This window comes from Methylosinus sp. R-45379 (genome assembly GCF_001644125.1).
In the GTDB taxonomy this organism is placed as follows: Bacteria; Pseudomonadota; Alphaproteobacteria; order Rhizobiales; family Beijerinckiaceae; genus Methylosinus.
Genome location: NZ_LUUM01000309.1, coordinates 138,469 through 162,097, shown reverse-complemented (window position 1 = coordinate 162,097; position 23,629 = coordinate 138,469). Strand labels below are relative to the sequence as shown.

The following is a 23,629-nucleotide window of genomic DNA, read 5'->3' as shown; positions in this document are numbered from 1 at the left end:
GGGCCTCACAGGGGTCTGAGGCGTCGCGCGGCGAAGCCGGCGAGCGCTGCGGTCAGCACGGCCCAGAGCGCGAGCGCGACGAGATCGCCGCGCGCATGGGAGAGCGCGAAGGAAACGGCCGGCGCGGCGTAATCGAAGGAGGGAATGCGCTCCCACATGTCGCGTGAAGCGACATAGGCGGCGTCGCCATAGCGGGCGTTATGTATGAGGTCCTCGCTCGCCGCCGTCTGAATGCGACGCCGATGCGCCTCCGCCGCAGTGGCGAAATCATATTGGTGCCAGGAATCCGTTCCCGAGAAGCTCGTCGAGAAGGGCTGCATGGCGAGCGCGGGGAAGAGAAAGCCCGGCGCCGCGCGCAGCCTGTCCTGCGCGTCGAAGGCGGCCTGCAGCGCGCCGAAATGCTTGTCGAAAATGACGAAGCCGTTCTCGTCGTCCTTGCGCAGCGCGAGGCCGCGGAAATTGACCGGCAGATCCTCTATGCGCGAGACGCCATATTGCGCCAGCACGCCGTCGCGAAAGGCGACGAAGGCCGGATGAGATTCGTCATGGCCGAATGTCTTCTTCTTGTCCTCGGCGATGGCGTTGCGGAATTCGAGCGCCGTCGGCAGCATCGCGACGCGCTTGGCGACATCTGTCATCACGCGCGGCGCCAGAAAACAATTGGCGAGCCAGAAGGCGAGCAGGAGCACCAGCGCCGTGCGCGTGGATTTGGCGAAAGCCGACACGCCGAGCGCGAGAAAAACGAAGCCGGCGAGATAGAGGCCATAGCCGAAGGAGAGCGCCAAAAGACGCTCGAGCTGATCGACGACGGAGAAATCATGATCGGCGAGGAAGAGCGTCGCCAGCACGGCCGCGGCGAAAGCCGGAATGAGCAGGACCGAAAGAGCGCCGAGCGCGGCGAGCGCCTTGCCGGCGAGGATATCGACCGGCGAGGCGCCGAGGCTCATCAGCTGGCGCAATGTGCCGCGCTCGCGCTCGCCGGCGAAACCGGCGAAGCCGAGCAGCACGGCGACGAGCGGCATGATCGTCTGCAGCACGAAAGCGAAGGAGAGGCCCCCGAGCCGCGCGCCGACGCCGGCGTCGCGCGCCGCGCGAAATTGCGCCTCATTCTGCTTATGCGCCTCCAGCCAGACGGCCTCGCCGACATAGGCGTCGACGCCCGGATCGGCGAGCGCCAGCGGGCTCTGCGGCTTGAACGCGTATTGGCCGAAATGCGCGGCGGCGTGCGGGTTCTTCGCGCCTTGGCCAGTCCACAGCGCGCGATCGGTCGCGGCGGCGGCGGCGCGCTCGCGATCCAACCGCATATGCTGCGCGGCGCCGAAAGCGAGCGCGCCGAGCATCAGCAGGAAGACGAGGCCGAACAGCCAGGCGAGCCGGCTGTCGCGGCGCAGCTCCGTCCATTCCTTGAGGGCCACGGCGCGGGCGACGCGCCAACGGCCGGCGGGCGCCTGAGTCGCGGGCGCTTTCGCGACGACGATCTCGCTCATGCCGCCGCTCCTCTGAATTGCTCGAGATAGGCGCGCTCGAGGCCGAGATGATCGACGTCATCGGCGCCGAAAACGGAGACGAGCCGCCCCGCCTGCATCACGCCGATGCGCGTGCCGCATTGCTTGGCGAGGAAGAGGTCGTGCGTGACCATCAATATCGCCATGCCCTGCTTGCGCAGCTTCTCGACCAGAGCGGCGAATTCATTGGCGGCGAGCGGATCGAGGCCGGAGGTCGGCTCATCGAGCAGCAGCGCCTGCGCGCGCCGCGCCAGAGCGACGGCGACGCCGACCTTCTGCCGCATGCCCTTGGAATAGCCGGAGACGCGCCGGAAGGCCGCCTCCTCCGCGAGCCCGGCCTCGCCGAGCAGGGCGAGCAATTCCGCCCGCGCGAGGCGCCGGCCGCCGGAAATCTCGGTGAAATATTCGAGATTCTCGAGCCCGGTGAGCGCGCCATAGAGCATGACGGTCTCGGGGATATAGGCGAGACGACGCCGCGCCTCGAGCGGCTCGCGCGCCGAGTCGACGCCGCCGACGAGCGCCTGGCCGGAGGTCGGCGCGATGAAATTGAGGAAGAGATTGACAGTCGTCGTCTTGCCGGCGCCATTGGGGCCGAGCAGACAGAACGCCTCGCCGCCGGGAATATGCAGATTCAGCCGGTCGAGGGCGGGGCGATCCGCCTTGCCCTCATATCTCTTGGTCAGCTCGCGCGCTTCCAACATGCGAAATCGCCTCCCGACGCCGAGGGCTGTTTTCGCAGCTTTCCGCGCATAGCGTGGGAAGTCGTTTCGAAGCGCCCGTCCGACCCGGCATCACATCGGCGCGCGCTCGCACGATACGACAGCGCAGTCACGCCCGATCGGCAGTGCTGGCCTCTGTGCTGTCGTATGCAATTCGCGCGAGCTTTTCATGCTCGCGCCTTCCGTGTCAATGCGCATCGAGCGGACTAGCGCGATCAGAAAGTGAGCCACCGCTCGAAATCATTCATGTCGATGCAGAGCATCCCAGCGCGCCCCAGCGCCTCGCGTTCGAAAGGCGAGAAAATCGGCGCATACACCGCTTTTTCGATTCTCCAGTCGCGATAGGGCGCGCCGGTCTTCGTCGCCAAAAACCGCGAGACATGTTCCTCCAAGCTCGCGAGCGCTTGCGAGTCGTGCGCGCTGGCCGAACGCTTGCAGGAACCGAAACGGATACGACGATTGGCTTCGTCCAGCGCGATCATATCGATTTCGATGTCGCTGCCGTCGGCCTTGTTCCAATAGCCGGCGACGAGTTCTGTCAGCGGAAAATCGCCGACGCCTTTGCGGGAACATTCCTCGGTGATCTGGCGCACGAGCTTTTCGAAAGTGTAACCCTCGTGGGTTTGCAGAGAGACGTCGGCTTTGGCGACGGCCTCGTCGATCGGGCGAATTCGGGCGAGTCGCACATTGCGTTGAATTGCGGCGAGCCATGCGCTCAGAAAGTTATCTGTTATGACATAGCGGGCGTTTCGCTGCTTTTCGGACGAGAGGATTGGGTGGAGCTTTTCCACCATCCCGTATTTTTCATTGAGCACCTTCAGATAGCCGGCGAGCTGATTTTCCTGCGCGGGACCGGTGCGGTCATATTCCGCCCTCAACTGGCCATGCGACAACGGCCCGAGACGCGCCAGGAGAATCAGGACGGTGTCGTATCGCCCGCGCAGTTCTCGAAGAAACCAATTGTCGGCTTCATCCCTCAGCGGACTTGATCCCTCGAAAAACATGGTCCGAAGAGTCTCGGATCGATAGGAGGCTATCGACTTCAGCACGCCTTGATCGAAACAGTCACGGTAGAACTTGGGAACTCCTTCGAAGATCGACCACAGAAACAGGCGATGACGAGGATCGGTGATCCCATGAGCGCGAAACATCTCGAATAGGGTTTCGAAATCCCAATGGCCGATGTGCAAGCTGTCGGTGACACGGTTGAAGAGCGGAGAGGCGCGATCCTCGAGAATTGCCGTCATTTCTGTATGGATGGAGCCAAGTGTGAAGAGCCCCCCGCCAATGTCTGAACGCGAACGGGCGAAGTCGACTTCCGACTGCAAATATGACTGGAACTCGACCAGTGACGCCCGGTTGAAATATTGAAACTCGTCGAGCGCGATTATCCATCCCAACGCCCACGGGTCGCGCAACAATACGGCGATCGACTGAAAATCTTTGCAGACGCGCCGCGCATCGTCTTGCGGGGCTCCAACGTCTTCGATCGAATCCTCGAATGCTTGGATGACGCCGCGCGGGTCGCTATCGGGAACCTGCACATAGATGGCTTTGTCCGCGAGCCCCCGCCGCCGGATCGCCTCCTGAATCAGCGACGTCTTCCCGATCCGCCGCCGTCCGGAGATCGCGCAAAAGAAAAAGCGCCGGCGCGCCAAGATCTTATCGATCTCGGCGAGCTCGACACGCCTTCCGTAGAAGCCCCATTCCGCCATCGGCTCTCGCTAACATAAAAATTTTTATGTTAGCCTATATAGGGCCGATAGCGGCTTTTTGACAATGCGTTATCGCACGAGGCTCACTTCTTCCCCGCAGCCGCGATCACATCCTCGAGCGAGCGCAGGCCCGTGGTCGGGGCGTTGACCAGCACGGCCATATTGCCGGGGGCGTGCTCGTTCTTCCACATCTTCGTGTGCGCATGCGGGATCTTCGCCCAGGGGAAGACTTCCGACAGGCAGGGATCGACGCGGCGGTCCACGACGAAGCGATTGGCCGCGGCCGCCTGCTTCAGATGCGCGAAATGCGAACCCTGGATGCGCTTCTGACGCATCCACACATAGCGGGCGTCGAAGGTGAGGTTGAAGCCGGTCGTGCCGGCGCAGAACACCACCATGCCGCCGCGCTTCACCACCATGCAGGAGAGCGGGAAGGTCTGCTCACCCGGATGCTCGAAGACGATGTCGACGTCCTTCTTGCCGGTGATGTCCCAGATCGCCTTGCCGAAATTGCGGGCGGCCTTGGACCAGTCGTTGAACTCCGGCGTGTTGACGGTCGGCAGCTGGCCCCAGCAGCCCTTGAAGTCCTTGCGGTTGATGACGCCCTTGGCGCCGAGCGAGAGCACATAGTCGCGCTTGCTCTCGTCCGAGATCACGCCGATGGCGTTGGCGCCGGCCGCCGCGCAGAGCTGCACGCCGAACACGCCGAGACCGCCCGAGGCGCCCCAGATGAGGACATTGTCGCTGGGCTTCAGCCGGTGCGGCTCATGGCCAAACAGCATGCGATAGGCGGTGGCCAGCGTCAGCGTGTAGGAGGCCGACTCTTCCCAGGTGAGGTGCTTGGGGCGCTCCATGAGCTGGCGGTCCTGCACGCGGCAGAATTGGGCGAAGGAGCCGTCCGGCGTCTCATAGCCCCAAATGCGCTGCGAGGCGGAGAACATAGGATCGCCGCCGTTGCATTCCTCGTCGTCGCCATCGTCCTGGTTGCAGTGGACGACGACCTCGTCGCCGACCTTCCAGCGCTTCACCTTGGAGCCGACGGCCCAGACGATGCCGGCGGCGTCGGAGCCGGCGATGTGATAGGGGAGCTTGTGGACGTCGAGCACGGAGATCGGCTGGCCGAGCGCGGCCCAGACGCCATTGTAATTGACGCCCGCCGCCATCACCAGCACGAGCACGTCATGGCTGTCGAGCTCCCAGGTGGGAACCACCTCGAGCTGCATCGACTCCTCGGGCGGTCCGTGCCGCTCCTTGCGGACGACCCAGGCGTGCATCTTGGCGGGAACATGGCCGAGCGGCGGAATCTCGCCGATGTCGTAGAGGTCTTTCAGTTCGGTCAACGTCTGGCTCCTCGGGGAACTCTTATCGGGCCGGCGGCGGGGCCGAGGGCGCCATTGATATACGGCCCGCTTTCGCCTGAACAGAGGGATATTCGGCCGGGATGAAGGAGGGGGGCCGGCCGGCGATTTCGCCCGCTCACTCCACCGGCTTCCAATTCTCCGCGAAATAGCCTTCCGCATCCAGCGGGGCGACCTGCTTTCCCGGCCGCGCCTTTTTGCCCGCGCATTTCCATTCGTAGATCGTGTCATGGCCGGTCGCGGCCATGGGGATGAAGTCGGAACCCGGATTCTCGCGGCAATATTGCGCGGCGCCGGGCAGAGCGCGCGATCTGTTCGCCTTGAAGCAGGGGAGATTGGCGCCGGTCACGCAGGCGAGCGTCCGCCCGCCCGAGCAGCGGTAATAGGCTCCGCCAATGTCTCCAGAGAGGCCGAAAGCGCGGCGGATCGCCGGCGCGAGGGAGGCGGGAGCCGCGCGCGGGGCGGAACTCGCGCCCGATGCGCAGAGTGGCGCGGCGGCGGCAGGAGCGGCGAGCGTGAGAAGAGCGGAAATCAGAGCCGAGCGAAATGGAACAGACAGCGCCGTCATCGACCTTCTCCCTCGACGGGGCGCGTCCGGGACGGCGCCCTAATCCTCCATCTTCAGCGCAGCGATAAACGCCTCCTGCGGAATCTCCACGCGGCCGAACTGGCGCATCTTCTTTTTGCCTTCCTTCTGCTTCTCGAGCAGCTTGCGCTTGCGGGTGGCGTCGCCGCCGTAGCACTTGGCCGTCACATCCTTGCGGAAGGCGCGCACCGTCTCGCGGGCGATGATCTTGCCGCCGATCGCCGCCTGAATCGGCACTTGGAACATATGCGGCGGGATCAGCTCCTTGAGCTTCTCGCACATTTGCCGACCGCGCGAATCGGCGCGCGTGCGATGCACCAGCATCGACAGAGCGTCCACCGGCTCGGCGTTCACCAATATGCTCATCTTCACGAGATCGCCCACGCGATAATCGGTGATGTGATAGTCGAAGCTGGCGTAGCCCTTGGAGATCGACTTCAAGCGATCGTAGAAGTCGAACACCACTTCGTTGAGCGGCAGGTCATAGACCGCCATGGCGCGCTTGCCGACATAATTGAGATCGACCTGCACGCCGCGCCGATCCTGACAGAGCTTCAGCACCGCGCCGAGATAATCGTCCGGCGTCATGATCGTCGCGCGGATCCAGGGCTCGAGAATCTCGTCGATCTTCACCACATCCGGCATATCGGCCGGATTGTGCAGCTCGATCTCCTCGCCGTTGGTCAGCTTGATCTTATAGACGACCGAAGGCGCCGTCGCGATGAGATCGAGATCGAACTCGCGGCGCAGACGCTCCTGAATGATCTCGAGATGCAGCAGCCCCAAGAAGCCGCAGCGGAAGCCGAAGCCGAGCGCGGCGGAGGTCTCCATCTCATAGGAAAAGCTCGCGTCATTGAGGCGCAGCTTGCCGATGGCGGCGCGCAAATCCTCGAAATCGGCGGCGTCCACCGGGAAGAGGCCGCAGAACACCACCGGCTGCGCCGGCTTGAAGCCCGGCAGCGGCTCCGCGCATTGCTTTTTGTCTTCGGTGATGGTGTCGCCGACGCGCGTGTCGGCGACCTGCTTGATCTGCGCGGTGATGAAGCCGACCTCGCCCGGCCCGAGCGAGGCGACATCCTGCATCTTCGGCTTGAACACGCCGATCTTGTCGACCTCGTAATGGGCGTTGGTGCCCATCATGAGAATCTTCTGCCCCTTGCGCATGCGCCCGTCGATGACGCGCACCAGCACGACGACGCCGAGATAGGCGTCGTACCAAGAATCGACCAGCATCGCCTTGAGGGGCGCCTCATCGTCGCCCTGGGGCGGCGGCAGGCGGGTGACGATCGCCTCCAGCACATCGGGAATGCCGATGCCGGTCTTGGCGGAAATGAGCACGGCGTCGGCGGCGTCGAGGCCGATGACGTCCTCGATCTGTTGCCGGATGCGGTCGGGCTCCGCCGCCGGCAGATCGATCTTGTTCAGAACGGGCACGATCTCGTGACCGGCGTCGAGCGCCTGATAGACATTGGCGAGCGTCTGCGCCTCGACGCCCTGGCTGGCGTCGACGACGAGCAGCGAGCCTTCGCAGGCCTTCAGCGAGCGCGAGACCTCATAGGCGAAATCGACATGGCCGGGCGTGTCCATGAGGTTCAGGACGTAATCCTTGCCGTCCTGGGCCTTATAGTCGAGGCGCACCGTCTGCGCCTTGATGGTGATGCCGCGCTCGCGCTCGATATCCATCGAATCGAGCACCTGCTCGACCATATCGCGCGCGGCGACGGTCCCCGTCGCCTGGATCAGCCGGTCGGCGAGCGTCGACTTGCCGTGGTCGATATGCGCGACGATGGAGAAATTGCGGATATTGTCGATTTTGCGCGTCGTCATGCGGCGGGGATAGCAGCGCCGGGGTGGGAAGGGAAGCGGATTTGACAGGAGCGGGCGGGCTCTGCTCCTCTCGCGCCCCCGCTCCCCGAGACGTCAGGCGCCGCCATGATCCGGGTCCAATTCCGGCTTTTGCTTTCTCTCGCTCTTTCCATCCCTTCTTTTTCGGCCCTCGCCCAGAGCTTCGACTGCGCCAAGGCGACGACGGCGGTGGAGCGTCTCGTCTGCGCCGATCGCCGGCTCGGCGCGCTGGATGGCGAATTGGGCGCGGAGGTGAAGCGCAGCCTCGCGGCCGATCCGGCGCATCGGGCCGAAAAGCTCGGCGAGGCGCGCAAATGGCTCGGCGAGCGCGATCGCCTATGCGCCCTGCCGGCGGGGGAGCTTCGTGGAGAGGCGCGGGCGAAGGCGCTCGCCTGCCTCGCCGCCGCCTATGAGGCCCGGCTCGCCGCGCTGAAAGCGGCGCCCGCCGCGCCGGAGACCAGCGCGATCTGCCGCAAGCTCGCCGATCGTTACGCCGCCCTCCTCGCGAAGGACCCAGAGGCGCCCTACAAAGAATCCTTCTATGCCGAGAGCCCATTGCAGGTGCTCGCCGCCGCGCCGGACGCCGGCGTCATGGTCGCCGCGCCGGCGGCCAATATCGACGACGTCACGCGCGCCAAGCTCGCCGCCTGGGCGAAGGCGGAACCGCAGCCTTTCGTCTTTCCAGATACGCTCGCCGCCGAAATCGTCGCGCTGGGCGCCCATACGCGGCTCGTCATCGATCGGCTCCCCGGCGAGGCCTATTACGCCGCCGGCGTCACCGAGGGGACGATGCATTGCTATTCGGCGATCTATTTCAGCGTTTCCGGCGGCGCTGCGCGCAAAGCCGCGGAGCCGGACGGCGGCGAGGAGGGCTGCGGCGCTTCCCCCGACTTCGGCAAGCTCGATGGCGCTCCAGTCGCCTTTGAAGAGGGCCACGATTATTCGCCGTCGCTCTCCTCTTATGTCGCGGTCAAGCCCTGGCGCGCAGGTCGCTTCGGTCCGGCCTGCACGGCGCATTTCGAATTCGCGCCGAAATTCGCCGAGCATGCGACCTACAACCAATGGGAGGAGCATTGCGCCGGCGCCGATTGCGAGGCTTTGCGCAAAGAGGCGCTCTCCCTCGTCGAGGCGGCACAGAAGCAGCCGCTCGCCGCGCGTAAGGCGGCGCTCGCTCGGCTCTCGGCGACGCAGGCGGAGGAATTCGCGAAGATGGAAGAGGCGGCCGGCCCAGATTTCTCGGGCGAGCCCGACGATCCTGCGCAATATGGCGACGAAAATGGAAAGGCGCTGAGGCTTCCCTTCCTCCATGGCGGCCGGCTCTATCTCGCCGAGCTCGGTCATTTCACCATCGGCTGGCGGGTCTTTTCCGATTGGCGAGTCGCGTTGGAGCAGCTCGACAAGGGCAAGCTCGCAGAATCGTCGGTCTTCGCCATCGGCATGACCAAAGGCGCGCTGCGCGGCGCCTCGGCAAAATGAAAATGGCGCGCACATCGCAGGGACGCGCGCCATTTTGAATTCGAGGCGAAACGCTCAGCTCTGCTTCAAGCGGGTCTCGATCTCGCTCTTCGCCTTGGCGTAGAGCTCCAGCGCGCGGGGCTTGGCCCATTGATAGGCCTCGACCAGACGCGGCGCGAGCCAGCGCAGGAACTCGGCGCTCAGCCGGCCGGCCGTGGCCGCGCCCTCGACGATACGGTCGAACCAAGGCAGCGCCGCATGGCCCTCCGGGATTTTGGAGCGCGTCCAGGCGACGGCCAGCTTCAGCTTCTCCTGCGCATAATCGGCGAGCACGACGAGCGGATCGGGCGAGCCGGCGGCGGCGAGCCGGTCCTTCAAATGGGCGATCTCGGCGCTCGCCTGCGCGGCCAGCACGGCGGCTTTCTCCTTGGCGCCATGGGCGGCGGAGAGCTCGGCGCGCAGAGCGTCCAGCTCGGCGCTCAGCCGATCGCGATGCGCGACGACGCCCTCATGCTCGGCGATAGCGGCCGCGACGGCCTTCGCCTTCTCTTCCGCAGCGGCGGACAGCTCGGCGCGGGCGGTCTCCAGCTCCTTCGACAAGGCGCTCGCCTTGGTGATGAGCTCGATTTTGTCCTTGGCGTGACGATCGCGCTCGGCGGTCATCGCCTCGAGCTGCGCGTCCAGGCTCACGGCTTCGACGCCGTTCGACGCCTCCTCGGCGACGGGGGGCTGTTCGGACAGGTTCATCTCCTACCTCTCTTCGTGGCCTAGAGACGCATCCGGCGCGAAACATAGAGAATTTTGCCGATTCGGCAAAAGCCGAATCTGCCTCCCTACGCCCGCGCCCGCTCACGGCCGATCTCGTCGATCTGCCCGCGCCGAACCGCACCTAGGGTTCGGCGCAATGAGATCAACCGCTTGTGAAACTCACCTCGCTCGCTCCCGAATGCGAGGCCGATCGAGGTCCCGCCGCCGCGCGCTCAGCGCTCGGCGAAGAGGGGGCTGACGCCCTCCGTATCTATATAGACGACGCCGTCCTCGATCTTGACCGGATATTCGGCGAGCCGGCTTTCCTGGGGATGGATCGGATCGCCGGTGCGCAGATCCCACGTCCAATTATGGAGCGGGCAGGTCAGCACCTCGCCGTCGAAATCGGCCGTGTCCAGCGGCGCATTGGTGTGCGGACACACGCCCTGGAAGGCCTTGATCTCTCCGCCGAAGGCGAAGGCCAGGATAATGAAATGGGAATCTGCGATGACGAGCCGCATTTCCCCTTCGAAAACAGTGTCCTCCTTGCAGACCCTGGTGAACATGTCCTTGCTTCTCCGAATGCCCGCCGCAGCTTCGCGGCGGCCCGCGCAGGCCCAGCAAGAAAAGCGCCGACCCGCCCCGGCGCCGCGTTGATTTCGCCCGAAGGCGCGCCCATAGTCCCGCCCGTGAGCGCGAAAGAGCCGAAATTCTGCGTCGTCCAGACGACGATCGACAGCGAGGCGGGCGCTGAGCGCCTCGCCCGCGCCCTGCTCGCCGCCAAGCTCGCCGCCTGCGTTCAGATACTCCCCATCCACAGCTTCTACGTGTGGGAGGGCGAGACGCGCGCCGACGCCGAATTTCTGGTGCAGTCCAAAGCGCGCGCGCAGGATTATGACGCGCTCGCCGCCGCCATTCGCGCCGCGCATCCTTACGAGGTCCCGGAGATCATCCGCCTCGACATCGCCGCCGGCGATCCCGCCTATCTCGACTGGGCCGCGCGCGCCACCATGCGGGACGCCCCCTCCTCCTGAGCGGCGGGAAACGCCCAGCCCCACGCAAGCCTCGCTCGGCAAAGATCGTCGCGCCGGCCGCGGCCGCGCCGCCGCGCCGCCGCCGGCAGGAGAGAGCATGCGCGCGGAGCGGAGCCAGTCATGACGTCGGTCTACTCGTCGCTGACGACAGCGCAGATCGCCCGTCTGCCGACGACCATCATGCGCCAGCTCGACACCTCGGACATAGAGGCGCTCGACACGACGCAGATCGCCGTGCTGACGGCGACGCAGCTCAATAATCTCTCGACCACCAATCTTCAGGCGCTGGTGACGACGCAGGTCGCCTCTCTGTCCAAGGCGGCGTTGATCGGGCTCGATCTGTCGCAGTTTTCGGCGCTCGCCTCCAGCGATTTCGATTCCTTCACCACGACGCAGCTTTCCGCGCTCACCAGCACGGAGCTCAACGCGCTCGACACCAGCGAGCTCGGCAGCCTGAGCACGACGCGGCTGCAGGCGCTGACCGCCGCGCAGATCGCCGCGCTCTCGACGACCGAGGTCTCGCGCCTCACCACGACGCAGATCGCCAGCCTCTCCTCGACGCAGGTGCGCGGCCTCACCGCCACGCAGCTCGATGCGCTCAGCCTCGATCAGATCATCGCGCTGCAGGTGAGCAATCTGAGCGCGGCGCAGGCGCGCACGCTGAACGGAACCGAGCTCGGCGCGCTCACCACGACGCAGCTCGCCTCGCTGTCCTCGACGCAGATCGGCTCGCTGACGACCACGGCTTTCGACAGCCTCTCGCAGACGGCGGTGCAGAATTTGACGGCGACGCAGCTCGCCGGCGTCGCCGCGACGCAAATCGCGGCGCTGACGACTGCCGATCTCGGCGAGTTCGCCACGACGCAGCTCTCGGCGCTGACGCTCACGCAGACGCGCGCCCTCACCACGACGCAGCTGGCGGCGATGACCTCGACCGAGATTCAATCGCTCACTGTCGCCAATCTCTCCAATGCGCAGATCGCCGGGATGAACGCGACCGGCGTCGGCAATCTCTCCGACGCGCAGGTGGCGGCGCTGGTCCCGACGCAGATCGCCGCTCTCTCCACGACGACGCTCAACGGACTCACCACGACGCGGCTCGGCGCGCTCACCACGACGCAATTTGCCGGCCTCTCCGCCGCGCAGATCGCCGGCCTCTCCGATACGACGCTCGCCAATCTGACGGAGACGCGCCTCGTCGCGCTGACGACGACGCAGGCGCGCGGGCTGACGGCGACGCAGCTCGCCGATCTTTCGACGACGGGGCTGCAATCGCTCGACGTCACCGAGCTCGCCGCCGCGCAATTTGCGGCGATCGACGCGACCACATTCTCCGATCTCTCCACCACGCAATTCGCCGCGCTGTCCTCGACGCAGATTCGCGCGCTGACGACGACGCTGCTGAACGTGCTGTCCGCGACGATGATCGCGAGCCTGACGACGACGCAGGTCGATTGGCTGACCGCCGGGCAGATCGCCGGACTGACGACGACGCAGATCGGCAATCTGACGACGACGCAGACTTCCGCGCTCGCCGCCACGCAGGCGCGCAGCCTGACGACGACGCAGCTCGTCGCCATGACGACGACGGCGATCCAGTCGCTCGCCATCGGCAATCTCACTGCTGCGCAGATCGCCGCGCTCGTCACCAGCAACGACGGCGGATTGAGCGTCACGCAGGTCGGCGCGCTCGCTTCGACGCAAATGTCGGCGCTCTCCACCACATTCCTCAATCTGCTGACCACGACGGAGCTGCAGAGCCTCACCACCACGCAGGCCGCGGCGCTCACCTCGGCGCAGATCGGCGGACTTTCGGCCGACGCAATCGACAGGCTGACGACCGCGCAGCTCGCAGCGCTCACCTCGACGCAGGCGCGCGGGCTGACGACGACGCAGCTCGACGATATGACGACGGCGCAGATCCAATCGCTGACCATATCGCAGCTCTCGGCGGTACAGATCGCCGGTCTCGGCTCCGCCGCCTTCGGCAATCTCTCCACGAGCCAGCTCTCCAACCTCACCTCGGCGCAGATCGCTGGGCTGACGACGACGCAATTCGACGCTTTCAGCTCCACGCAGATCGCCGGCTTCACCACCACTCAGCTCGCCGGCCTCACCGCGACCGAGGTCAATTCGCTGGAGACGACGCAGATCGCCGCGCTGAGCGTGACGCAGATCGCCGCAATGCCGACGCGCGCCTTCGCCGGCCTCGCCGACACGCAGGTCGCCGCGCTGACGACGACGCAGCTCGCCGCTTTCGCCACGACGCAGATCGCCGCGCTCACCTCCACCGCCGCCACGGGGCTGACCAGCGCGCAGATCGCTTCGCTCGCCACGACGCAAATCTCCGCTCTGACGGCGGCGCAGACGCGCGCTCTCGCCGATTGGCAGATCGCGACGCTGAGCACGACGCAGCTCGGCGCCTTGACCACGACCGAGGCCGCCGCGCTCACCTCGACGCAGCTCGCCTCGCTGTCTCTGACGCAGATCGACACGCTGACCACGACGCAGGTGGCGGCGCTCTCGGCCGTGTCGATCGGCGGATTCTGGCAGAGCCAAATCGCCGAGCTGTCGACAACGCAGGTCACGGCGCTCACCTCGACGCAGGTCAAGGCGCTCGCCGACACGCAGGTCGGCGCGCTCTCGGCCGCGCAGCTCGGCGCGCTCACCTCGACGCAAGTCGCCGCGCTTTCGACGAGCGGCTTCGGCGCCCTCACCTCCACCGCCGTCGCCGCTCTCACCACGACGCAGATCGGCGCGATCGGCGCGCTGCTGACGGCCGCGCTGTCGGATGCGCAGATTGCGGCGCTGAGCGCGACGCAGATCGCCGCTCTCTCGGTCGCGGCCATGTCCGGCCTCGGCGCGGCGCAGGTCGCCGCCATGACGATGACGCAGCTCGCGACGCTCGCCACCACGCAGATCGCCGCGCTGGCGACGACCGCCGTGGCCTCGCTGTCGACGGCCAATGTCGCCATGCTGACGACGACGCAGGTCGCAGCGCTCACCTCGACGCAGATGCGCGCCATGTCGGATGCGCAGATCGCCGCTTTCTCCATCGCGCAGCTCGCCGCATTGCAGAAGGCGCAGCTCGCCGCGCTTTCGACGACCGGCGTCGGCGGATTATCGACCAGCGACATATCCTCTCTCACCACCACGCAGCTCGGCGCGCTGACCACGGCGCAGATGAGCGTGCTGGTCGACACGCAGCTCGCCGCTCTCACCGCGACGCAGATCGCCGCGCTGGCCGCGACGCAGATCGCGGGCCTTTCGGCGGATGCGGTCGCCAGCCTTTCCACCAGCGTCGTCTCCGCGCTCGCCACCACGCAGCTGCGCGGCTTCACCGCGCGTCAGCTCGGCGCGCTGACGCTCGGCCAATTGGGCGCGCTCACCACGACGCAGCTCGTCGCGATGACGACGACCGAGCTCGCCGGCCTCACCGACATTCAAGCGGCGGCGCTGTCGACGACGCAGCTCGGCGCACTCGCCGGCACGCAGATCGCCGCGCTCACCACCACCGCCGTCGCCGCACTGACGACCACCGAGGTCGCCGCGCTCAGCACGACGCAGATCGGCGCCCTCACATCGACTCAGGCCGGCGCGCTCTCCGCAACGCAGATCGCCGCCTTCGGCCTCGATCAGCTCGCGCGGCTGACCTCGACTCAGCTCTCCGGCCTGTCGACCGCGACGATCGCCGGCCTCACGCTCACCGAGCTGCAGGCGTTGACGACGACGCAGCTGCGCGGCCTCACCGCGGCGCTGATCGGCGCGCTGACGACCAGCGAGCTCGCCGCGCTGGCGACGACGCAGATCGCCGCTCTGACGACGCAAGAGCTGCAAGGCCTGACGCAGACACAGGCGGCGGCGCTCGCCGCGACGCAATTCGACGCGCTCGCCGCCACGCAGATCGCGGCGCTCTCCACTTCGGCGATCGGCGGGCTGACGACGACGCAGGTGCAAGCGCTGAATGCGACGCAATTCGGCGCGCTGGCGGCGACGCAGATTTCCGCGCTGAGCAGCGCGCAGCTCGCCGCGCTGACCACGACGCAAGTGGGCGCGCTCACCGCGACGCAGGCGCGCGGGCTGACCTCCACCGAAGTCTCGCAGCTCGACGCCACCAGGATCGGCGCGCTCTCGACCACGGCGATCAAATATCTCACCAGCACGGCGATCGGCGGCCTCACCGCCACGCAGATCGGCCTGCTGACGACGACGCAGCTCGCCAGCGTCGCCTCGACGCAGATCGCCGCTTTGTCCAGCACCGCCATCGCCGGGCTCAGCAGCGACGAGATCGGCGCGTTGACGACGACGCAGTTCCGCAGCTTCTCCTCCACGGGCGTGGCGGCGCTGACGACGACGCAGGTGCAGGCGCTCACCACGGCGCAGATCGGCCTGTTGACCAGCACGCAGATCGGCGGCCTCGCCGCGACGCAAGTGGCGGCGCTCACCGCGACGCAGCTCGGCCTGCTGGCCGCTTCGCAGATCGCCGCGCTGGCGACGACGGGCGTCGGCGGATTGACGCAGACGCAGGTCGGCGCGCTCACTGCCACGCAATTCTCCGCGCTGACCGCCGCGCAGATCGCCGCTCTGTCGACGAGCGGCGTCGGCGGGCTGACGACGACGGAGCTCGGCGCGCTCACCACGACGCAATTGCAGAGCTTTACCTCCACCGAGATCGGCGCGCTCTCGACCACGCAGCTCGCCACGCTCACCACGTCGCAGCTGAAGACTCTCACCGCGCAGGAAATCTACGGGCTGACCTCGGCGCAGGTCGCCGCGCTCGGCACGGATCGGCTGACGGCCTTGAGCGCGGCGCAAATCTCCTATCTCTCGACGACCGGCGTCGCTGGACTCAGCCAAACGCAGATCGCCGCCCTCGCCGACACGCAATCGGCCGCGCTCTCGGCCGATCAGATCGCCGCTCTCTCGCCCACCGCCGTCGCCGGGCTCAGCACGACGGAAATCGCCTCGCTGAGCTCCACGCAATTCGCCAGCCTCTCGGCCTCCGCCATAGCGGCACTGACCTCGTCGCAATTCTCGAGCCTCACCTCGACGCTGATCGCTCTCCTCTCTGCGACCGAGCTCGGCGGCCTCACCGCGACGCAGGCGGCCTCGCTCACCACGACGCAGCTCTCCGCATTGAGCGAGACGCAGATCGGCGCCGTCTCCTCGGACGGAATCTCCGGGCTCTCGGCGACGCAGATCGCCGATCTGACGACGACGCAATTTTCCGGCTTCCGATCCACGCAATTCGCGGCGCTGACGACGGCGCAGATGCAGGCGGTGACGACGACGGAGATCGCGGCGCTGACCAACGCCCAGCTCGGCGGCCTGCTGCGCCCGCAATTGCGCGCGCTGACGACGACGCAGGTCGGCGCGCTCACCACATCGCAGATTTCGGCGCTGGCGACGACGCAGGTCGTCAATCTCACCACCACCGAGATCGGCGCGCTCTCGTCCACGCAATTCAACGCGCTGACCTCGACGCAGATCGGCGCGCTCACCACGCAGCAGCTCGCCAATCTCGACGGCCCGGTCATCGCCTCCTTCAACGCGCTCCAGCTCACCGGCCTCACCACGACGCAGGTGGCCGCGCTGACCACATCCGCCATAGCGGCGTTGACGACGACGGAGCTGCTGGCGCTCAACGGCAATCAGATCGCCGCCTTCACCGCGACGCAGATCGCCGGCATGACCACGCAGCAGCAGGCGGCGCTGGCGCTGGCGGTCTCGTGATTTCACATTCGACCGGGAGGCGCCCCGATTCGCGCCTGACGCAAAAGGGAGCCCGCCGCGGGCAATGACCGACGAATTGAACGAGCCATTGGGCTTGAACGAGCCGCTGGAGCCACGCCCGGCGCGCCCTCGCGGCAAGCGGACGAAAAGCGTCGTCGCCGCATTGCTGCTCTGCGGAGCCGGCGGCGCCGCGCTTCTCCTGTCCTTGCGCGATCCGCAGGCGGGCCAGCCCGTCGCCGTCGCGCGCATCGAAATGGTCGAGCCGCCGCCGGCGCCGGCGAGCGTTCCCATGGAGCGCGCGTCGGTCACGGAAACGGACAAGCGCGCCGATGAGATCGCCGATATCGAAAAGCGCTCGGGCGTCAAGGTCACGCGCGTCGGCGGCGGCGAGCTTCCCGGCGCGCTCATCATAAGGCTCGACGAGCAGCATACGGCGCTCGCGCCGGCGCCGGACAAGCGCCTGGTGGAGAAAGGCCGCAGCGGCCCGCTGCCCAAGATCGGCGCCGATGGCGCGAAGCCGATGGAAGTCTACGCCCGCCCTGCGACGATCAGCGCGCGTCTGCCCGCTGGCGCGCCGCGCATCGCGCTCGTCGTCGGCGGCGTCGGCCTCAATGCGCAGCTCACGGCGAGCGCCATCGACGAATTGCCCGGCGCCGTCACGCTGGCGCTCGCGCCCTATGGCGCCGATCCGGAGAGCGTCGCCGCCAAGGCGCGCGACCGCGGCCATGAGATTTTGCTGCAGGCTCCGATGGAGCCTTATGATTATCCGCGCGAAAATCCCGGGCCGCATACGCTGCTGACGACGCGCGGCGCCGGGCTCGAGGATCTGCACTGGCTGATGAGCCGATTTTCGGGCTATATCGGCATGGTGAATTATCTCGGCGCGCAATTCACCGCCGACGAGACCGCGCTGACGCCCACGCTCACCGACATAGCCGGGCGCGGGCTGCTCTTTCTCGACGACGGCACCTCGCCGCGCTCGCTCGTTGCGACCCTCGCGCCGCGTCTCGCCTTGTCGGCGGCGCGGGCGGATGTGGCGATCGACGCCGGCGCCTCGGGCGAGGCGATGGAGAAGGCGCTGACGCAGATCGAGGCGCTCGCGCGCCGCAATGGTCAGGCGATCGTCACAGCCGGCGCGCTGCCGCAGACGATGACGCGCCTCGCACGTTTCGCGCGCGAGCTCGAGCGCAAGGGAATTGCGCTCGTGCCGCTGAGCGCGCTGGCGTCGCGGATCGAGGACAAAGAGGCGAGAGCCGGAAAGTGGAAATGAGCGAGCTGGCCTACAGACCCTGCGTCGGCGTCATGCTGATCAACGCCAAAGGCCTCGTCTTCCTCGGCCGGCGCCTCTCCAAGCGCGCCGATCCGCAGGTGATCGAGCATGAATGGCAAATGCCGCAAGGCGGCATAGACGCAGGCGAGGAGCCGCTCGCCGCCGCGCTGCGCGAATTGCACGAGGAGACCAATGTGACCAGCGTCTCCGTGCTCGCCGAGGCGCAGGATTGGTACAGCTACGATCTGCCGCCCGAGGCCTCGAAGCGCTGGAAAGGCAAATATCGCGGCCAGACGCAGAAATGGTTCGCTTTCCGCTTCGAGGGCGAGGAGGCGGAGATCGACATAGAGCGCCCCTGCGACGGCCAGCACGAGCCGGAATTCGACGCCTGGCGCTGGGAGCGGGCGGCGCTATTGCCGCAGCTGATCGTGCCTTTCAAGCGCGACGTCTATGAGCGCGTGGTTCGCGATTTCGCTCATCTCTCGGGAGACTGAGGCGCCGTCGTCGCGCCGAATATGGGCTCGAAGGCGCGGCGCAAAGCCGCGTCCACCGCCGCCATATCGGAGACCTTGCCGAGATCGGCGAGGCTCGTCACGCCAAGATGCGCCTGCCGCACGCCGCAAGGCGCTATGCCGGAAAAATGCGTGAGATCCGGCGCGACATTGAGCGCCAATCCGTGGAACGTCGTCCAGCGCCGCACGCGCACGCCGATCGCCGCGATCTTGTCCTCGGCCGGCTCGCCGAAAAGGCCCGCGGGCTTGTCCGGCCGGCGCGTCCATACGCCGACGCGATCCTCTCGCCGCTCGCCGGCGACGCCGAGCGAAGCGAGCGTTTCGATGAGCCAGGCCTCGAGCCCGGCCACATAGGCGCGCAGATCGCGCTTTCGCCGCGTGAGGTCCAGCATCACATAGGCGACCCGCTGTCCCGGCCCGTGATAGGTGAACTGCCCGCCCCGCCCGGTGCGATGCACGGGAAAGCGCGCATCGAGCAGATCGGCCTCCTTGGCCGAGGTTCCGGCGGTGTAGACGGGCGGATGCTCGAGCAGAAGGACGCGCTCGGGAGCGGCGCCATCGGCGATGCGTTCGACCAGCGATTCCATCTCGGCGACGGCGGCTTCATAAGGCGTGAGACCGGGAGCCACGACCCATTCTACCGGCGGCGAGCCGGGCCGGGGAAGCAGCGAAAGGGCGCAATCGTCGCGCAGCAATGGAGCGGTCATGAGAGGGAATGTATCGCGTCGCGCCGCGGCGCTCCAGCGGCGCGCGCGTCACGCTATCTGAACGATTCTATTTTTTCACCGCCGCATCGATCCGCCGCGGCAGAGGAAATTCCGCGCTTTCATACAAGCCGCGGATCGCCGCGCCCGTATAGGTCGCCTCGGCCACCTCGAGCGAGCAGGTTCCGAGCAAAGCGGCGGGCATATCCTCGACAGCATAGCGAATCGCCTCCGCGGCCTGGGCGAAACGCCGGAATTCGACGGAGTTCTGATAGGATCGCGACCGCTTGGCGAGCGTCTTGGATGAGAAAAGGCCGGCTTCCATGCCGTAATCGAATGCGCTCATCGCTCTTCTCCCTGTCGTCCGCGCTTTTCGGCGCGAAAATCGATCACGACGCCGCCGCGCAGCCGTGTGGACGAGACGACGCGAGCGACGCGCACAACCCTCCGAAGCGAGAAATTACCAGGCGAATTCCATTCCCGCTTCCGTCACGACACGTTCGAGACCGTCCCGGTCTCCTTTGATGACATATTGGAATCCGGCGCCGCTGTCGGGCAGCAGGCGCATGATCCGGAATGTCTCTTTTTCCGTTCGCGCGCCTAGGCGATGATAGATTTGCGCGCCGAGACGAAACTTATGCGTCGGCGCTTCTTTGCGAAGCCGCTGATAGCGGGAGAGCTCATTCGAATGCGCGCTCACAATGTCGGCCCTTTCGGATGGAGTGCGACGCGCCGATCCGCGAAGGAACGACGCGCCTCCACCGGGGGAGAAGACCCCGCGCTCGCCGCCGGTACATCCGCGGTCGGCGCGCAGGGCCTGATCGCTAAGGTCAGTCGACCTTCAGCTGATCCGCCGATGATTTGCCGCTGCGCCGGTCGACGACGATCTCATAGGAGAGCTTCTGGCCCTCGGCGAGGCCGTTAAGGCCCGCGCGCTCGACAGCGCTGATATGAACGAAGACGTCGGCTCCGCCGGACTCCGGCTGAATGAAGCCGAAACCCTTTTGCGCATTGAACCATTTCACGATGCCGGTCTGCATGACTTGTCCTTTCGAAGAACAGGGGGGATTGAGGCGTTCGCGACATGCGACGCCTCGCTTGATCGATGTTCTGGAGAGGAAGTCATAATGCCCGGGGCGCCGTTAGGCGCGAAGCAGGAGTCGACCGGCCGAAAACTCGATAGAACGTATGTGGGGCATTCGGGCGGATAATACAAGCGTGGCCGGCGAGAATTCGCGAAGCTCTCGCCTCGCGCGACCTTGCGCTCCCCGGCCCGCCCGCTATAGACCGCGCCATCGCCTCTCCCATTTAGTTGTCTCATGTCCGTGCTCGCCGTCTATCTCCGCGTCCTCGCGCAGCTGAAGCCCGAGAAACGTCTCGCGACGCTCCTCGTCGTCGCCAATCTCGCCGTGGCCATTGCGCAATTCGCCGAGCCCATGCTGTTCGGCCGCGTCATAGACGTGCTCACGCGCGCGCAGGCGGCGGGCGTCAAGCTCGCCTGGGGCGATCTCGTGCCGCTGCTGGCGGCCTGGGCCGGCTTCGGCCTCTTCTCCATCGCCGCGTCTGTGCTGGTCGCGCTGCACGCCGATCGTCTCGCGCATCGGAGCCGGCTCGCGGTGATGGCCGCCTATTTCGAGCATGTGCTCGATCTGCCGTCGAGCTTTCACGCCGGCGCGCATTCCGGCCGGCTGCTGAAGGTGATGCTGGAGGGCGCCTCGGGAATGGCGGGGCTGTGGCTCTCCTTCTTCCGCGAGAATTGCGCCTCCTTCGTCGCGCTCTTCGTGCTGCTGCCGGCGACGCTCTTCGTCAATTGGCGGCTCGCTCTGCCGCTCATCGTGCTCGTCATCGTCTTCGGCGCGCTCACCTCTTTCGTCCTGCGCCGCACAGAGCAATTGCAGAGCAAGGTGGAGCGTCACCATTCCTCGCTCGCCGAGCACGCCTCCGACGCGCTGGGCAATGTCGCCGTGGTGCAGAGCTTCACGCGCGTGCAGAGCGAGACCAATGCGCTTCGCCGCATCATCGACGAATTGCTCGCCGCGCAAATTCCCGTGCTCTCCTGGTGGGCGCTGGCGGCGGTAGCGAGCCGCGCCTCGGCGACACTCACTCTGCTCGTCATTTTTCTGCTCGGCGCCTGGCTGCATTTGCAGGGCCTCGCCTCCATCGGCGAGATCGTCGCCTTCATGAGCTTCGCGACCATGCTGATCGGCCGGCTCGAGCAAATGGTCGGCTTTTTGAACGTGCTGTTTCTGCTCGCACCCAAGATCGCCGAATTCTTCGCCATTCTCGACACGCGCCCGACGGTCGCCGATCGCGAGGATGCGCGCGATCTCGGCCGGCTCGCGGGCGCCGTCGCTTTCGAGAATGTGAGCTTTTCTTATGGCGGCGAACGTCTCGCGCTGCGCGACGTCTCCTTCTCGGCGCGGCAGGGCGAGACCATTGCGCTCGTCGGCGCGACGGGCTCGGGCAAATCGACGACGCTCGGCCTCTTGCATCGCGTCTTCGATCCCGCGCAGGGCCGGGTGACGATCGACGGAATCGACATTCGCGACATGACGCTGACCTCGCTCCGCCGCAACATAGGCGTCGTGTTTCAGGAGCCTATGCTGTTCGCCCGCTCGATCGAGGAGAATCTGCGCGTCGGCAAGCCGGACGCCAGCGAGGAGGAGATCGCCCGCGCGGTGGAGCTGGCGCAGGCGCGCGATCTCGTCGCGCGCCAGAGCGAGGGGCTTTCGACGCTGGTCGGCGAGCGCGGCCGCACGCTCTCTGGCGGCGAGCGCCAGCGCCTCTCCATCGCGCGCGCGCTGCTGAAGGACCCGCCGATCATGATTTTCGACGAGGCGACCAGCGCGCTGGACGCGACCACAGAGCGTCAGTTGCAAAAAGCGCTGGAGGCGGCGACCGCCGGCCGCACCACTTTCATCATCGCCCATCGCCTGGCGACGGTGCGCCATGCGGACCGCATATTGGTGCTGGATCGCGGCGAGATCGTCGAGAGTGGGACCTTCGACGGACTGGTGGCGAAAGGCGGCCTGTTCGCCGAGCTCGCCAAGGCGCAGTTCATCACCACCGGGGCGTGACCCCTCTCCGCGAGACCCAGAGCGGCGGTTGCGCATTCGGCGGCTCCGACGCTTAAGCGATTGTTTCCTATAGGGGCAGAACCGCGCCATGCGCTCTGGCTCTCGCTCGTCGTCGCGCCTATCCTCAATGAAACGGCGCGAGCGATCCATGCTGACCAAATACCTGCAACGCTTTTCGCGGCGTTCGGACGAGCTTCCGGACGCTGCATTGATCGAGCTCGTGGATGTCGTCTACAGGGCTCTTCCTCCCATCGCCATCATGGGCGTCACCATGGTCGGCATCGGCGCCCTGCTGACAATCCGGACAGGCGACGGCCTGCTTTTGCTCGTGACCCTCGCCGGCGCGATCGTCTCCGCCGCTCGCATCGCTCTCATGCTGCTCTATCGCCGCCGGCGGGCCGCCGCGCGCCCCACGGCGAGCGAAGCCAGGCAATGGGACCAGCGCTACGCCGTCGGCAGCTTCGCCTTCGCCGCCTTGCTCGGCGCGCTCGACGCGCGGGCGCTCACGGTGGAGGCCGCCGTGTCCGACCTCATATTGAGCCCGATGCTGGTCACGACGCTGATCCTCGCCTATGGGGCGGGCGTCGTCACCCGCCTGTCCGCCCGCCCGCAGATCTGCTGGGGGAGCGTGGCTCTGGCGACCATACCGACAGTCGCGGGTTTCGGCATGCGCGCGATCGCCGCAGACGGCTGGTACGCGCAGACGGTCTTCGCCACTCAGGCGGTCGTCGTCGGCGTTTTCGCTCTGGCCGGCCTCGGGCTGGTCGAGGATTTCTATGACACGGTGCGACAGCAGATCATCGCGAAGCTGGATCTCGCGGCGCTGGCCGGCAGAGACCATCTGACAGGCCTCGCCAATCGCATTCTCCTGCAAGAGAAGCTGGAAGAGGCCGGCGCGCGCATCGAGCAGGCCGGCGGCCTGTTCGCGCTCCATTATCTCGATCTCGACCGCTTCAAAGAGGTCAATGACAGTTTCGGCCATATCACGGGAGACGCCCTCCTCCGGGCCGTCGCCGAACGGCTGACGCAAACCGTGCGCCAGGGAGACACTGTCGCTCGCCTCGGAGGCGACGAATTCGTCGTCATCCAGCTCGGGATCCAGCTCTCCGACGAGGCGGAGCTTCTGGCGCGCCGCATCGTCCAGGCGGTCGGCGCGCCTTACGATCTCCTCGGAGGGACAATTCAGATCGGCGTCAGCATCGGCGTCGCCTTGGCTCCGCGAGACGGAGCCGGGCTCGAGCAGCTCGTGTCCTGCGCCGACGCCGCCCTCTACCGAATGAAGCGCAAGGGACGCGGCGGCGGCTTTTGGGCAGAGGAGGACGCGCCTCTCGCCAGGAACGTCGCCTGACCGAAGCCAACCGGGATGCGG

19 protein-coding genes are annotated in these 23,629 nt (G+C 66.6%); 7 read left to right on the top strand and 12 right to left on the bottom strand.

Annotated elements, in window-relative coordinates:
- Positions 1-5 precede the first annotated feature (5 nt).
- The 6 genes from A1351_RS22945 to lepA form a co-directional block, all read right to left on the bottom strand.
- Positions 6-1,487, bottom strand: coding sequence for a DUF3526 domain-containing protein (locus tag A1351_RS22945; protein WP_064034016.1), 1,482 nt, complete (start codon positions 1,485-1,487; stop codon positions 6-8).
- The gene (locus A1351_RS22940) at positions 1,484-2,206 is read right to left on the bottom strand and encodes an ABC transporter ATP-binding protein (RefSeq protein ID WP_018266982.1); all 723 of its coding nucleotides are present in this window, start codon (positions 2,204-2,206) and stop codon (positions 1,484-1,486) included. The genes A1351_RS22945 and A1351_RS22940 overlap by 4 nt, the downstream gene beginning before the upstream one ends.
- A gap of 233 nt (positions 2,207-2,439) precedes the next feature.
- Positions 2,440-3,939, bottom strand: coding sequence for a DUF234 domain-containing protein (locus A1351_RS22935; RefSeq protein WP_036308585.1), 1,500 nt, complete (start codon positions 3,937-3,939; stop codon positions 2,440-2,442).
- 83 nt (positions 3,940-4,022) lie between these two features.
- A complete protein-coding gene (ccrA, locus tag A1351_RS22930; protein WP_024878448.1) occupies positions 4,023-5,279 on the bottom strand; it encodes a crotonyl-CoA carboxylase/reductase in 1,257 nt (418 codons plus the stop codon).
- A gap of 136 nt (positions 5,280-5,415) precedes the next feature.
- Positions 5,416-5,865 (bottom strand): hypothetical protein, encoded by a 450-nt coding sequence (locus tag A1351_RS22925; protein WP_024878447.1) that lies wholly within the window; start codon positions 5,863-5,865, stop codon positions 5,416-5,418.
- 39 nt (positions 5,866-5,904) lie between these two features.
- Complete coding sequence (gene lepA, locus A1351_RS22920) at positions 5,905-7,710, bottom strand: translation elongation factor 4 (protein WP_026599982.1); 1,806 nt, start codon at positions 7,708-7,710, stop codon at positions 5,905-5,907.
- Positions 7,711-7,815: 105 nt separating this feature from the next.
- Here lepA and A1351_RS22915 point away from each other — a divergent pair, with 105 nt between their 5' ends.
- Entirely contained in the window at positions 7,816-9,204 is a 1,389-nt protein-coding gene (locus A1351_RS22915; protein ID WP_064034015.1) for a lysozyme inhibitor LprI family protein, read from the top strand.
- Between the two features lie 54 nt (positions 9,205-9,258).
- Here the strand turns inward: A1351_RS22915 and A1351_RS22910 are convergent, their stop codons facing one another.
- A complete protein-coding gene (locus tag A1351_RS22910; RefSeq protein WP_026599980.1) occupies positions 9,259-9,930 on the bottom strand; it encodes a hypothetical protein in 672 nt (223 codons plus the stop codon).
- A gap of 233 nt (positions 9,931-10,163) precedes the next feature.
- Positions 10,164-10,496, bottom strand: coding sequence for a Rieske 2Fe-2S domain-containing protein (locus A1351_RS22905; RefSeq protein ID WP_036296158.1), 333 nt, complete (start codon positions 10,494-10,496; stop codon positions 10,164-10,166).
- Positions 10,497-10,619: 123 nt separating this feature from the next.
- Here A1351_RS22905 and cutA point away from each other — a divergent pair, with 123 nt between their 5' ends.
- The 4 genes from cutA to A1351_RS22885 all read left to right on the top strand — a co-directional run bounded on the left by cutA (position 10,620) and on the right by A1351_RS22885 (position 18,461).
- Positions 10,620-10,964 carry a divalent-cation tolerance protein CutA gene (gene cutA / locus A1351_RS22900; protein ID WP_064034041.1) on the top strand — a complete coding sequence of 115 codons (345 nt, stop codon included), beginning with the start codon at positions 10,620-10,622 and terminating at the stop codon, positions 10,962-10,964.
- A gap of 120 nt (positions 10,965-11,084) precedes the next feature.
- Positions 11,085-16,697 carry a hypothetical protein gene (locus A1351_RS22895; protein WP_064034014.1) on the top strand — a complete coding sequence of 1,871 codons (5,613 nt, stop codon included), beginning with the start codon at positions 11,085-11,087 and terminating at the stop codon, positions 16,695-16,697.
- Between the two features lie 64 nt (positions 16,698-16,761).
- Entirely contained in the window at positions 16,762-17,967 is a 1,206-nt protein-coding gene (locus A1351_RS22890; protein ID WP_064034013.1) for a divergent polysaccharide deacetylase family protein, read from the top strand.
- Positions 17,964-18,461, top strand: coding sequence for an RNA pyrophosphohydrolase (locus A1351_RS22885; protein WP_024878439.1), 498 nt, complete (start codon positions 17,964-17,966; stop codon positions 18,459-18,461). The genes A1351_RS22890 and A1351_RS22885 overlap by 4 nt, the downstream gene beginning before the upstream one ends.
- On the opposite strand, the gene lipB is transcribed toward A1351_RS22885, so the two are convergent.
- The 4 genes from lipB to A1351_RS22865 form a co-directional block, all read right to left on the bottom strand.
- Positions 18,443-19,186, bottom strand: a complete 744-nt coding sequence (gene lipB, locus A1351_RS22880; protein ID WP_036291334.1) for a lipoyl(octanoyl) transferase LipB — start codon at positions 19,184-19,186, stop codon at positions 18,443-18,445. The two genes, A1351_RS22885 and lipB, sit on opposite strands and share 19 nt — an antisense overlap.
- A gap of 67 nt (positions 19,187-19,253) precedes the next feature.
- Positions 19,254-19,529, bottom strand: coding sequence for a hypothetical protein (locus A1351_RS22875; RefSeq protein WP_024878437.1), 276 nt, complete (start codon positions 19,527-19,529; stop codon positions 19,254-19,256).
- 114 nt (positions 19,530-19,643) lie between these two features.
- The gene (locus A1351_RS22870) at positions 19,644-19,883 is read right to left on the bottom strand and encodes a hypothetical protein (RefSeq protein WP_024878436.1); all 240 of its coding nucleotides are present in this window, start codon (positions 19,881-19,883) and stop codon (positions 19,644-19,646) included.
- A 130-nt stretch (positions 19,884-20,013) separates the two neighbouring features.
- Positions 20,014-20,223 (bottom strand): cold-shock protein, encoded by a 210-nt coding sequence (locus A1351_RS22865; protein WP_024878435.1) that lies wholly within the window; start codon positions 20,221-20,223, stop codon positions 20,014-20,016.
- A 279-nt stretch (positions 20,224-20,502) separates the two neighbouring features.
- Here A1351_RS22865 and A1351_RS22860 point away from each other — a divergent pair, with 279 nt between their 5' ends.
- Together A1351_RS22860 and A1351_RS22855 are read left to right on the top strand one after the other, a co-directional pair.
- Positions 20,503-22,260: a glucan ABC transporter ATP-binding protein/ permease gene (locus tag A1351_RS22860; RefSeq protein ID WP_064034012.1), complete on the top strand. Its 1,758-nt coding sequence runs from the start codon at positions 20,503-20,505 to the stop codon at positions 22,258-22,260.
- Between the two features lie 148 nt (positions 22,261-22,408).
- Positions 22,409-23,608, top strand: a complete 1,200-nt coding sequence (locus tag A1351_RS22855) for a GGDEF domain-containing protein (protein ID WP_064034040.1) — start codon at positions 22,409-22,411, stop codon at positions 23,606-23,608.
- Positions 23,609-23,629 lie beyond the last annotated feature (21 nt).